Here is a 12,425-nt window from a genome sequence, read left to right on the forward strand (position 1 = left end):
CTTCCCCGAGTCGCGCGGGCCTCCCTTGCGGTCGGCCACGCGCTCCCGGCCCGTGGACTGCCGAGAATCGCGCAGCACCGTCAGTCCGATGGGCGCGCGCTGGCGCTCCGGCTCCGGCTTCCGTGAGCGAGTTCATCTCGCGAGCACCACGCCGGAGCCGGAACGCCGGCACCGCGCGAGGGCTTCGGAGGAGGCTCCTGACGAACAGAACTCGGGGAACATCGTCTAGAATCGGATTGTAATTGGAAAACGGCGGCACAAGTAGTTAGTAAATCTATTAAATGGTATATAACAATATTCTCCGGTATCCGCCAATCGCATGTAGCCACCCCCCGAACGTCCACCCGTCTATGCGAGTCGTACGCGGGCGCGCGGCGGACATCGAGGAGGACCGGGCCGTCACGGAGCATCTGGTCACCGATGCCGCCGAGACCGGCGTGCCCGCGGTCCGGGTCTGGACCCCCCATCGGCAGGTCGCGTTCGGGCGGCGCGACGCGCGGGAGCCGGGCTACGAAGGGGCGCGCGCGGCCGCCCAGGACCACGGCTACCCGCCCCACGAGCGCGAGACCGGCGGGCGTGCAGTCGCCTACACGGGGAACACGGTCGCGTTCACGCGCGTCGAACCCATCGAGGAACTCCGAACGGGCATCGAGGAACGCTACGACGAGGCCGTCACGCTCGTGAGAGCCGCGCTGGCCGACTGCGGCGTCGACGCCGAGCGCGGCGAACCGCCGGATTCGTTCTGCCCGGGCGCACACTCGCTGTCGGCCGACGGGAAGCTGTGTGGCATCGCCCAGCGCGTCGGCGGGGGCGTCGCCCGCGTCGGCGGCATCCTCGTCGTCCACGACCACGAAGCGGTCGCCACCGTGTTGACACCCGTCTACGACGCGCTGGGGGTGCCGTTCGACCCGGCGACCGTGGGGAGCATCGCGCGAGCGCGCGGGATCTCACCTGACGCCGTGGACCCCGAGGCGGTCGCCCGGACGCTGGAACACCACCTCGTCGGGAACGCCACGACCACCGTCGAACAGCTCGACTGAGGGGCTGCTGTCATCGACCGTGCGGAACCGCCACCGACCGAACGAGAGCACGACTGACCGCGGATGCCGGGACGCCCCACACCTGACGGTTCGTCGCCGAGCATGGCGCCGACGCCGTCCGCTTCGAGCACCATACCGCGAGCGTGGCGGCCGTCGGGTTTATTGCCGGTCGTGCAGGACATCATAGCATGGATTCCTCCGGCCACGGCAGTCGCGGTACCACGAACGGGTCCGAGGTCGGCGTGACCTGGTTCCTGAAAGTCGCGCTGCTCTTCGCCCTCATCCTCGCGGTCGCGCTCGGTCTCGGCATCGGCCTCGGCGTCATCCCCGTCGGCCTCTGAGACGGCGGGACGACCGTCCGGGCCGCCGTCCAGCACGACTCACCCCCCATATGCCTACTTTCTTGAGGACGCCACGAGAGGCAAGCGTATGCTCGGACCACTCCGTCGACATCCGCTCGCGACGGGCGGACTCCTGCTCGGCGCGGTCGCCGCCGCCGGTTCGCTCGCCGACTCACGCCTCGACCCCGTCGGCTGGCACCCGCCCGACCCGCCCCCGATGGCGGGCGCACTGGAGCCGGACCACGCGCTGGCCGACGCCGACCGCGTGCTGACCGTCGACGGCCCGGAGGACACCGCGTTCGATGCCGAGGGGCGGTGCTACACCGGCGCCGACGACGGCGTCGTCTACCGCACCGTCGAACCGGTCGATGGCCGCACGGACTGCCCGGTCGAACCCTTCGCCCGCGTCGGCGGCCGGCCGCTCGGCCTCGTCTTCGAGGACGGTATCGACGAGGGCGACCCGGGGTCGGACCTCATCGTCGCCGCCGAGGACGCCGGCCTCGTGAGCGTCTCGCCCGACGGCGACGTGGAGACGCTCACCGACAGCGCCGCCGGCCAGCACACCCAGTTCGCCGACGACCTCTACGTCCACGACGGCGTCGTCTACGTCACGGACGCGACGGTCCACGAGATCTTCCAGGACGAGCTGTTCGAACTGCAGGACACCGGCCGCCTGCTGAGCTACGACCTCGAGACGGGCGAGACGACGGTCGAACTGACGGGACTGGGCTTCGCCAACGGCGTCGCGCCCGGCCCCGACGGGGAGTCGCTGCTGGTCAACGAGACCTCGCGCTACCGCATCCGCCGCTACTGGGTCGAGGGGGACCGCGCCGGCGAGGACGAGGTGTTCGTCGACAACCTCCCCGGCTACCCCGACAACGTCGACGTGGCCAGCGAGGGTGGCTACTGGGTCGCCATCCCCAGCCTGCGCGACGAATCGCTGGAGGCGCTCCAGCGCCGTCCGTGGGTGAAACGACAGCTCGGCAAGCTGCCCGAGTCCGTCCTCCAGCAGGTCAGCGGCGACGCGTACGGGCTCGTCCTCCGCGTCGACGAGTCCGGTGAGGTCGTCGACTCGCTCCATGACCCCGCGGGCGGCGTCTTCGGCGTCACCTCCGCGACGGAGTACGACGGCGACCTCTACCTGGGCTCGCTGTTCAACGACTACGTCTACCGGTACGAGCTGTAGTCGCGCCCGCGTACCTCGGAGATGGTGACCCCGTCGGTCGGCGAGACCTTCTTGCCTGACGGGTCGTGTGTGCTCGTACCGATCCGCCGGGAGGAATCGGATTGACCGACCGGTTCGTGCGGCAGTCGGTGCGCCGTGCAGTGGTTGATGTACTGCCGGCGGACGTGCGGGGCCTCCTCGCACAGTTGCTTGAGACAGTAGCGCGCGAGACAGGTATTCCCGGCGCCTGACGGCCCGAAGAGGTGTGTCTGCCGGCCGGTCCCGTGCCTGACGACAGGTTCGAGTGAGGTGGAGAGAGAGAATCGAGGGATTTCTGGCATGGACACCCGAAACCGAACGCTTCATTCTCTAAGTTAACACCGCCGCGTGTGCCCCGCTGGAGTCGTTCTCTGACGCCTGGGCCGCTTCACAGCGAGGGAACAATCGGAAGCAGGAACTCCCCGACAGGGAAGTACGCGATGGTTGCGAGCAGCACGAGGACCGTTCCCGCCCCCGCGGCGAGGCCGAGGAGGATCGCGCCGACCGTGTCGTAGCGGTCGGAAGTATCTGGCCGGGTGGCGAGGGTAGCGGCGAGGGCCCACAGGGCGAGCAATGTTGCCATGGAGAGATTGACGACCGCGTGTGTCTGCATGGACTCGCCAGCACCCTGGTTTAGAAGCGTGACACCTGCGAGGAACAATTGGCCTCCAATCAGTACTGTTCCCGCGTAGGTCCAGAGTCCCCACTTCCAGCGGTATTCTATGGCTCGTCTGACGGCTGGAAGACGGGCGACGGCGTAGACAAGAAGCGGATACATCGGGACGAGATAGCGAACCGTAATTGTGGCGTAGAGGGGTAGGCGTGGGAGATACGCAAGAACCAGTAGCAATGTGTAGGCGCCAACGAAAGCGTCCGACGAAGCCGGCTTCCAGTTCGATACTGATAGCCGGGAGGCTACGACACCCAGAGTAATCACCACCGGGCTGATGATTGGAACCGATTCGATGACAGATAGGTTGATTCCATCCGTGGAGGGGAATCCCCCTGGCGTCGCGAGATTGTACTCCGATCGGATGAAGACAGTAAAAACACGCTCTGGTTGCGTGAGGAAGACGGCGGTTCCAATGAGATATTGATTGATAATCCGCCAGATAGGCGTCGAACGGAACCACGGTGGGACGAACGAGGCCCCGATTTCGGGATTCGAATCTGGGACAGGTTCTGGAGCTGTACCGTAGTCCATCAGGAGACGAGGAGCTCTGATAGGAGAACCAGAAATCGCAATATTCGTCGCGACAAATGGTATGAACGATACGATTATCACGATACCTCTCAGGCCAACTCCGCGTAGAGTGATTCCACGTAGGGTCGCGATATCAGCAATGAAGACAGCGATCCCCAGAATCACTCCATCGGGTGCGCTGACCCATGCGGTGAGGCCGACTGGTGCGTAGGCCAGTGCTCGATAGGTGGTGGCCATCTTCTCAGCGTCCTGAACTGTACTCCGCTGGAAGAAGAACAGCGAACAGACAGCAAGACCCGCCAGAAGCACGTGCCGTTTTGGAATCGGTGCCCAGAAGATAACTGGCGTTCCAATCGAAGCCACGATCCCTGCCGCCACTGCTACTCTCCGGTCAGCACGGCCAAGGAGCGATCGATATACGCCTGTACCGATGAGTCCAGCGGCGAGGACCGATACCAGTGCGAGAGATATATACGGGAACCAAAGGGTGTTCAGATTTCCGCCGAGCAGTACCGTCATCGTAAACAGGAGTAAAGAGATACCGAGTCCCCCGAGAGCACCTTCTCGCTCAAAGCCGAATACTGATAACCCAATTTCGAAGACCCCGTAGACGGCTAAAGACCAGACGCCAGCGAGGATTACGAATGGGTCGGCAACGGCCGAGACTCCCCGGAGGAGAAGCAGAATTGGAAGAGCAAGCAAGACGTGGCCGTAGTTCCGGCCGTATGCCTCTCCCCCGGACTGAACCATCCCGGGGGTGTCCAGAGTCTGCCCGTATACGGCCTCGCTCACTGCGAGTGATCCTTCGCCAACTGCTACCAGAGTGTTAGCGACGGTGTAGTTGTCTGTGATGGCGAATCCTAGCGAGATGAGAGGAGTTCCAATAACGAACCCGAGGAGGAAGATAGCGAAACCGAACCGATCTTCGAACAGCATCCGATAACCGCCATCCTGGATTCCACGGAGGCGGTCGATACCGATATTCAGTCTATCGTACTCCAGCGTTTTGTCGGTCACTCTCGCACCTCTACCACGATCGTCTCTTGGTGAAGTATCTTCTCACCGGCATCAGATCGAAGGAGAACTGTCAGCGTTCCGTTATACGTCTCTTCGCGAATACGTGACTCTTCGAATTGGCTGGTTTCAAGCGTGAGCGTTTGCGTTCCAGTCCGGGACGCATTCAGGAACAGAGTGGTCCCCTGGGTATGACCAAGCTCTCGAATCTGGATTTTGTAGACCAGTATCGGTCTGAGAGTCACGTTCTCAACCCTGGCAGTAGCTTCTGGAACCTGTAGCTTGTAACCAGCGTCGTCCCCAAGCGACTTCGGGACAATCATGGCGTCCTGCGGCGTTGAGACGATAGTCACGTCTGCGCTCCCCGAGCCAGGGGGCGGAAGCTCTCCCTGTGATTCTGTTAAGTCGATGCCCTGAACCAGTGGACCGGAGACGGTTGCTACCGAAAAGAATATTCCAATCGCAATGAGCGATGCAACCCTTCCGTAGTCCATCTAGCAACTTAATCGATGACCACCGCGATAAATGCCTCGGGCAGAGAGTGGATAGCCCTGAAACCCGATTATCGGTTTCGCTATGTAGCTCCGGCTTGACAGAAAATGAAAGTAATCAGATCAGCGGGTTTACGCGTCGGGGCCGGTCCACTTGCCGAGCGTGGCCGTGTCGCCGCCGTTCGAGGACTGCCACGTCATGCGGACGGTCGCACCGTTGAGGCCATCTGCGGTATCCTCCACGATCGTAACGCTGGACCCGGCAGTAACATCATCTGACGACCCACTCGCGGCCTCCCATGAGGTTGACGATGTGGCCGCTCCGAGGTTACCGTTATTGTAGGACGCGCCCTGGGCAACGATGGTCAACTGCGAAGCCGGGATGGAATTACCGCCATCATGCGTGATGGCGAGCTCACCGTTGGAGTCACTGAAGTCGAACGTGAAGCTGGCCGTCGGACTCGTGTTCGAGACCTGGTCGCCCAGGCCGAGCACGAACGTGCCGATGACGGCCGCGAGGATGACCGTGATGGCGACCATCAGAATGACTCCGATGACCGGTGACACCGCGTCGTCGTCTGTGAATAGGTTGTTGAAGTTCATGGATTGAATTGGGTGTTCAGTTTACGCGTCGGGGCCGGTCCACTTGCCGAGCGTGGCCGTGTCGCCGCCGTTCGAGGACTGCCATATGACACGGACAGTTGCGCCGGAGAGGTCCAGGTCGCCGCTGGCACCACTCAGCTTGTTGCCACTCCCATCATCGAAATCGTTGAAGTCGATTACGTCAGAACTCCCTGCGGAGACTGGCCCGGTCGGGTAAAGCGTGCCGTTTTGCGATCCCGGACTGTTGGCACCGCCTTTTCCGAACGCGACTGCAGTGCCAGTAGGCGCTTCTGCGCCGTTTACACTGGCATTAATCTGCGAGGCCGTAATCTGATCGCCACCATCGTGTGTGACGGTCAGTGCGTCTCCCCGACTTGTAGCGCCTTCATTTAGGTCGAACGTGAAACTCGCGGTTGGACTCGTGTTCGAGACCTGGTCACCGAGACCAAGCACGAACGTGCCGATGACGGCCGCGAGGATTACCGTGATTGCGACCATCAGGATGACTCCGATGACCGGCGACACCGCGTCGTCGTCTGTGAATATGTTTTTGAAATTCATTGTTCAATTACGCGTTCGGACCAGTCCACTTGCCGAGCGTGGCCGTATCGCCGCCGTTCGAGGATGCCCACGTCACTCGAACCGTAGCGCCGTTCAGCTCAACGTCGGAACCAGCACCAGAACCATCGCCAGTGTACCAGTACGCAGTGCTGCCTGCAGTGATTTCACTGGTGTATCCGGCAGATGAGAAGGTCTCACTGCTGTTGGATCCGGGCAGCCCAGTTGACGTTGATGGTTCACTCTTGCTGAGGTCTCCATCCACGTCAGAGACAACACTCAGCTGTGTTTGCTCAATTTTGTCCCCTCCGTCGTGAGTGATGGAGAGAACGTCACCTTCCTGATTACCGTCGCCATCGTAGTCGGCGTTATCATCCAGATCGAAGGTGAAGCTCGCTTGCGGGCTCGTGTTCGAGACCTGATCACCGAGGCCGAGCACGAACGTGCCGATGACGGCCGCGAGAATCACCGTGATTGCGACCATCAGAATTACGCCGATGACCGGCGAGACCGCGTCGTCGTCTGTGAATATGTTTTTGAAATTCATGATTTTCTTAGTTTAGGCGTCCGGACCGGTCCACTTGCCGAGCGTAGACGTGTCGCCGCCGTTCGAGGAGGCCCAGGTGACGCGAACGGTGTCATCGCTTGCAACTGCGTAATCGAACGAAGTCCCTGCACTGACAGTGTCACCGCTGTTGAAGTCTCCAGAATCTGCTGCAAGGTCTCGGTCAGTCAGGCCACCGCTAACTCCGATTTGTCCAGCCTCAATCCCATCTCCACCGTCGTGCGTGATAGTGAGGAGGCCCTGATCAGGGTTGGAAGCTCCGGAGTTTGGACTTTCGCTGAAAGCGTCGGCATTGTGGTTGCTCCCATCGAAGTCGAACGTGAAGCTCGCCTGCGGACTCGTGTTCGAGACCTGATCGCCCAGACCGAGGACGAACGTACCGATTACGGCTGCGAGAATCACCGTGATTGCGACCATTAGGATAACCCCAATAACCGGTGACACGGCGTCGTCGTCGCCGAGTAGGTATGTGAATTGCATTGTCGTGTGTGTCGCGCCCGGGTCCCGTGGCCGGCGCGGCGGGAAGTGAGCCCGCCCGCCGCCCGCACCGCGTTGCCCGGGTCGCGTACCCTGAGGCATCCAACGGACGTATATAAAGATACGGGCGGTTTAGTCGCCGCACCAGTCTTTTAACGACGCGTTATCGGGCGGTAGAGCCGTTCTCACTGATTCGATTCCGCGGCCGGAGTCAACCGGGGATATTTGTATCACATAGGTACAGCGCCCCTCGCGGCCACTGGCGCGGTCTCCAGGCGGTTGTGTCACCAATCGGCCCTATCGAGCGCCGCTCAACGGCCGATTAACGGCCGGTTTAGCCGGTTTTCCGCTGCGTCGGGCTGACACGGGTATATAAACGCACTGGCCAGTTCGAGCGTTGAGTATAAAGGCTGAGGCTATCTGGTGGTTTGACGCGCGGCCCGGATATTGCCGGGTACGATGCGGTGGCGGCGGGTCGGGACCCGGGCAGGAACCCCGCCGCCGATCCTCCCCACGGCCGCATCGGGCTCACTGCGACACCGTGGGTAGCTGTCCGGACGCCCCCAGCGGGTATAAACCGCCCTCACCGTTTGCTGGCCGTGAATATCGTTGCAGAAACGCGAATGATGGAGAGCCCCGGGCAACGGGTCTCGATACCACGTGCGCGAGACCGCGCGGTCGACAAGCTAACGCGAATCATCGCACGGTCGCCGCCGAGCCCGCGGAACCGCCCGCGGACCATGAGCACGGCGTACCGACGTGCTCGGTGGCCTCGCGGTCGGCCTGGTCGAAGCGGGCGGCGCGCCAGCTGGCCGGCAGCGTCCGGGGCTCGCTCTCGGCCCGGAAGTCCGCGTCGTCGGGGAAGTACGTCGCGAGGACGGCACCGTCGGGTTCGGCGTCGGTCGCCGCCATCACGCGTCACCTCCGTCGTCGTCGGGCGGCCGGTGGACGCGGTTCCCGCAGGTGCCACGCGACCGCAGGACCGTCTCACCCTCCTCGGACCCGTCGTCGGGGAAACTCCTGGCACGGCGGGTGGAAGGCGAGCAGGCCACCGGTGGCGGGCTCGGGCCGCCAGTCGCTGTTGGTGCGGCTACACGCGGGCTTCGGGCCGTCGCTCTCGGAGCGCCGCTGCTGCTCGACGCTCAAGGCGCGCACACCTCGCCGTCACCGCGGGCGTAGCACTGCAGGTCTCGGTCCTCGATCTCGAACCCACAGAACTCGCAGATGGGGTTGTCGAGGTCCGCGAGGGAGACGCGCGGCTGCGTCTCGCTCATGCAGTACCACCCGCCGAGCTGGCGAGGGGCGTCGGTAAGTAGAGGGGCAGAACTGCGGCTCTTCCTTTAATTACGGATGGGACCGCCCGGATTTGAACCAGAGCGAGACTCGCTCCGCTCGTCTCGCAGGGTCCGAATCCGGCGCTCGCCTCGGCGGTCGCTCACATTCGTTCGCGACACGCCAGCAGTGGGACCGCCCGGATTTGAACCGGGGTCACGGGCACCCAAGGCCCGAAGTATACCATGCTAACCCACGGTCCCGCAGGGAACTCTACTGGAAGCCGGTGGGAAAGCGTTTCGCTCCCTCTCCGCTCACACCCCGACCAGAACCGAGATACCGGCCGTCGTCACGATGGCGAGCAGTATCTGCAGCGGCGTGCCAACGCGGAGGTAGTCCGTGAAGCGGTAGCCGCCGGGACCGTAGACGAACAGGTTGGTCTGGTAGCCGACGGGCGTCATGAACGCCGTCGAGGCGGCGAACGTCACGGCCAGGACGAACGCGTACGCGGCGCTCGGCTGGATCTGCAGGGCAGCCTCGAACGCGACCGGGATCATCAGCACGACCGCGGCGTTGTTGGAGATGATGTTGGTGAGCGTGGCCGTGACCACGTACATCAGTCCCAGGACGGCCACCAGCGGGAGCGACCCGGCGGCCATGACGATACCCTCCGCGATGAAGTCGGCACCGCCGGTCTCCTCCATGGCGAGCCCGAGCGGGATGACGCCGGCGAGCAGGAAGATGACATCCCACTGGATGTCCTCGTACACCTCCGTCGGCTTCAGGCAGCCCGTCAGCACCATCAGCAGGGCGCCCGCCAGTGCCGAGACGACGATGGGGAGGATATCGAGCGCGGCGACACCGACGACGGCGGCGACGATGCCGACCGCCACGGGGATGCGGGACTGCCGGAAGTCCGGGCGCTCGATCTCCTGGGCGATGATGAAGTCCCGACGGTCGGCGAGACGGTCGATGGAGTCGGTGGTGGCCTGGATGAGCAGCGTGTCGCCCACCTTGAGGCGGGTGCGGTCCATCCGCTGGCGGATGAGTTCCGGGCCACGCCGGAACGCGAGAACGGTCGCGTCGTAGCGCTGGCGGAAGTTGGTCGACGCGAGCGTCTCGCCGACCAGGAAGGAGCCGGGCGCGACGACCACCTCGACGAGGTTGTTCGCCTCCTCCTCGGCGGCCTCGAGTTCGGCCTCGTCGACGGTGCGGGCGACCAGGTCCAGCCCGTCGACGTCCATGATCTCGACCAGGGTGTCCCGGTCGGTCCGGAGCGCGAAGATGTCGCCGGGCTGGATGGTCTTCGGCCCGAGCGGTTCGAGGAACACCTCGTCGCCGCGGATGAGCTGGACGATGTCGACGTCGAAGTCCGTCTCTACCAGCGCGTCACGGATGGTGTCGCCGACGATGGGTGAGTCCTCGCGGACGGTCACCTCCGTCAGGTACTCGCCCATCTCGAACTCCTCGGTCAGGTCCTCGCGGGGTTTGATGCGCTCGGGCGTGAGGTACTGGCCCAGCGTGAACAGGTAGATGGTGCCCGCGATGCTGACGAGGATGCCGAGCGCGGTGAACTGGAACATCGAGAACGGCGCGTTCGGCACGCCGAGGTCGGCGGCCACCTCGCTGGCGAGGATGTTGGTCGAGGTCCCGATGAGGGTGAGGGTGCCGCCGAACATCGAGGCGTACGAGAGCGGGAGCAGCAGTTTCGACGGCGATGTCTTCCCCTCGTGGGCGATGTCGGTCACCATCGGGAGGAGGATGGCGACCGCGGCGGTGTTGTTGATGAACCCGGAGATGGGGCCGACGGCGCCGATGGTGGCGCCCAGCTGTCGGGTCTCGCTGTCGCCGGTCAGGGCGGACAGCTCCCGACCGAGGATCTGGACCACGCCCGTCCGCTGGACGCCGGCGCTGAGGATGAACATCGCCAGGACGGTGATGGTCGCGCCGGAGGCGAACCCCGAGATGCCCTGCTGGGGCGAGATACCGGTCAGGTCGAGGGGGCCGGCCGTCCCGAGCACCATCAGCGAGACCATCACCCCGATGGCCGTGATGTCGATGGGGACCGGCTCCGTCGCGAACAGGACCAGCGCCACGACGATGATGGCGAACACGGCCAACATCCCGGGCGTGACCGGCGGTAGTGCCACGCCGTCCGGCACTCGTAGCGGCGAGGAAAAGGTTGCGGCCTCGTCGCGATTCAGACCCCGAGCGCGTCGGCCAGCCCGTGGAAGTCGTCGACCGTCAGGTCCGGGTCGCCGGCGAACGCGTCCCACGGTTCGCCGCCCCGGGCGACCCGCACGGCCTGCATCCCGGCGTTCATCGCGCCGTACACGTCGAAGAACGGGCCACAGACGTGTGCGATGCGGTCGATGGGCGTCCCCGTTCGGGCGGCGGCATGACGGTAGATCTCGGCGTCCGGTTTGAACGTCGCCACCTCGTCAGCGCTGATGGTATCCTCGATGACATCGTCGATATCGGCCGCCTCGACCATCGAGTCGAGCATCTCCGGGTTCCCGTTGGAGACGACGTAGCAGTCGTAGTCGGCGGCGAGGGCGGCGATACCGTCGGCCACGTCGTCGAACACGTCGAGGTCGTGGTACGTCTCGAGGACGGCCTCGCGCTCGGCGGGCGTGGTCTCGATGCCGTGGGCGGCGAGTGCGTGGGTCAGCGCGGCCCGGTTCAGCGCGTAGAACGGCTGGTAGGCGTCGATGGCGTTCGCGACCATCGTGTACAGCAACGAGCGCGAGCGCCAGTGGTTCGAGATCGGCTCGGGGTCGGTCACGCCGTCGACGTTCGCGAGCGCCGCCTCGACGGCGGCCACGTCGACGAGGGTGCCGTACGAGTCGAAGGTCAGCGTCTCCACGCGGTCGGGGTCGAACGACATGGGCGGGACACCCGGAGCCCGCCACATAAGGGAGGTGCCTAGCCCCCGGGTCAGACGCCCAGTTCGTCCGCGAGGCCGTGGAAGTCACCTACCTCCAGATCCGGCTCCCCGTCGAAGTGGACCCACGGCCCGTCGTCGCGGTTCACCCAGACGCCCTGCATCCCCGCGTGGCTCGCGCCCTGCACGTCGAACCAGCCCGCCGAGGTGTGCGCCATCCGCTCGATGTCGGTCCCAGCGCGCTCGGCGGCGTGCTCGTACAGCGTCGCGTCGGGCTTGTACGTCTCCACCTCGTCGGCGCTGATGGTGTCCTCGACGTAGTCGCCGATGTCGGCCACCTGCACCATCGCGTCCAACATCGCCGGGTCGCCGTTCGAGACGATGTAGACCTCGTACTCGTCGGCGAGGCGGGCCATCCCGTCCTCGACGTCGGTGAACACGTCGAGGTCCATGTAGACCGCGAGAATCTCGTCGCGGATCCCCTCCGGAGCCTCGACCCCGAACGTCTCCAGCGCGTGGGTCAGCGCCTGCCGGTTGTACTCGTAGAAGGTGTCGTACGTGTCGAGGTGGTTGGCGACGAGCGTGTACATGATGGAGTGGGCCCGCCAGAGGTTCGAGAGCTGCTCGGTGGGCACGTCCTCGGGGAGGTGCTCGTCGAGCGCGGATTCGGCGGAATCGACGTCGACGACGGTGCTGTAGGAGTCGAAGGTCAGCGTCTCCACGCGGCCGGGGTCGAAGGACATGGCTGGACCGTCGACCGGCGCCGAGTTAG

General features: G+C 64.3%; 14 protein-coding genes and 1 tRNA gene. 3 read left to right on the top strand and 12 right to left on the bottom strand.

Annotated features, from left to right (window positions below):
• Nucleotides 1-350 precede the first annotated feature (350 nt).
• The 3 genes from NL114_RS03155 to NL114_RS03165 all read left to right on the top strand — a co-directional run bounded on the left by NL114_RS03155 (nt 351) and on the right by NL114_RS03165 (nt 2,567).
• Nucleotides 351-1,040, top strand: a complete 690-nt coding sequence (locus NL114_RS03155; protein ID WP_254823351.1) for a lipoate--protein ligase family protein — start codon at nt 351-353, stop codon at nt 1,038-1,040.
• Nucleotides 1,041-1,228: 188 nt separating this feature from the next.
• Entirely contained in the window at nt 1,229-1,381 is a 153-nt protein-coding gene (locus NL114_RS03160; RefSeq protein ID WP_254823352.1) for a hypothetical protein, read from the top strand.
• An 88-nt stretch (nt 1,382-1,469) separates the two neighbouring features.
• Nucleotides 1,470-2,567 (top strand): SMP-30/gluconolactonase/LRE family protein, encoded by a 1,098-nt coding sequence (locus NL114_RS03165; RefSeq protein WP_254823353.1) that lies wholly within the window; start codon nt 1,470-1,472, stop codon nt 2,565-2,567.
• A 406-nt stretch (nt 2,568-2,973) separates the two neighbouring features.
• Here NL114_RS03165 and NL114_RS03170 read toward each other — a convergent pair whose 3' ends face one another.
• The 12 genes from NL114_RS03170 to NL114_RS03220 all read right to left on the bottom strand — a co-directional run bounded on the left by NL114_RS03170 (nt 2,974) and on the right by NL114_RS03220 (nt 12,396).
• Nucleotides 2,974-4,806 carry a hypothetical protein gene (locus NL114_RS03170; protein ID WP_254823354.1) on the bottom strand — a complete coding sequence of 611 codons (1,833 nt, stop codon included), beginning with the start codon at nt 4,804-4,806 and terminating at the stop codon, nt 2,974-2,976.
• The gene (locus NL114_RS03175) at nt 4,803-5,297 is read right to left on the bottom strand and encodes a hypothetical protein (RefSeq protein WP_254823355.1); all 495 of its coding nucleotides are present in this window, start codon (nt 5,295-5,297) and stop codon (nt 4,803-4,805) included. Before NL114_RS03175 ends, NL114_RS03170 begins: the two co-directional genes overlap by 4 nt.
• Before the next feature lie 129 nt (nt 5,298-5,426).
• A complete protein-coding gene (locus NL114_RS03180; protein WP_254823356.1) occupies nt 5,427-5,897 on the bottom strand; it encodes a type IV pilin domain-containing protein in 471 nt (156 codons plus the stop codon).
• Nucleotides 5,898-5,918: 21 nt separating this feature from the next.
• Nucleotides 5,919-6,458 carry a type IV pilin domain-containing protein gene (locus tag NL114_RS03185; RefSeq protein ID WP_254823357.1) on the bottom strand — a complete coding sequence of 180 codons (540 nt, stop codon included), beginning with the start codon at nt 6,456-6,458 and terminating at the stop codon, nt 5,919-5,921.
• 7 nt (nt 6,459-6,465) lie between these two features.
• Nucleotides 6,466-7,002 carry a type IV pilin domain-containing protein gene (locus NL114_RS03190; protein WP_254823358.1) on the bottom strand — a complete coding sequence of 179 codons (537 nt, stop codon included), beginning with the start codon at nt 7,000-7,002 and terminating at the stop codon, nt 6,466-6,468.
• 12 nt (nt 7,003-7,014) lie between these two features.
• Nucleotides 7,015-7,500, bottom strand: a complete 486-nt coding sequence (locus tag NL114_RS03195) for a type IV pilin domain-containing protein (protein WP_254823359.1) — start codon at nt 7,498-7,500, stop codon at nt 7,015-7,017.
• A gap of 693 nt (nt 7,501-8,193) precedes the next feature.
• Nucleotides 8,194-8,409: a hypothetical protein gene (locus NL114_RS03200; protein ID WP_254823360.1), complete on the bottom strand. Its 216-nt coding sequence runs from the start codon at nt 8,407-8,409 to the stop codon at nt 8,194-8,196.
• A gap of 230 nt (nt 8,410-8,639) precedes the next feature.
• Nucleotides 8,640-8,771, bottom strand: coding sequence for a hypothetical protein (locus NL114_RS21590; RefSeq protein WP_286671095.1), 132 nt, complete (start codon nt 8,769-8,771; stop codon nt 8,640-8,642).
• 188 nt (nt 8,772-8,959) lie between these two features.
• Nucleotides 8,960-9,032 (bottom strand) — tRNA-Pro (locus tag NL114_RS03205).
• 51 nt (nt 9,033-9,083) lie between these two features.
• Nucleotides 9,084-10,892, bottom strand: coding sequence for an SLC13 family permease (locus NL114_RS03210; RefSeq protein ID WP_254824769.1), 1,809 nt, complete (start codon nt 10,890-10,892; stop codon nt 9,084-9,086).
• Nucleotides 10,893-10,969: 77 nt separating this feature from the next.
• Nucleotides 10,970-11,656, bottom strand: coding sequence for a haloacid dehalogenase type II (locus NL114_RS03215; RefSeq protein WP_254823361.1), 687 nt, complete (start codon nt 11,654-11,656; stop codon nt 10,970-10,972).
• A gap of 50 nt (nt 11,657-11,706) precedes the next feature.
• Complete coding sequence (locus tag NL114_RS03220; RefSeq protein WP_254823362.1) at nt 11,707-12,396, bottom strand: haloacid dehalogenase type II; 690 nt, start codon at nt 12,394-12,396, stop codon at nt 11,707-11,709.
• Between the last annotated feature and the right edge of the window lie 29 nt (nt 12,397-12,425).

Origin of the sequence: Haloglomus halophilum, assembly GCF_024298885.1 — an archaeon.
GTDB lineage: Archaea > Halobacteriota > Halobacteria > Halobacteriales > Haloarculaceae > Haloglomus > Haloglomus halophilum.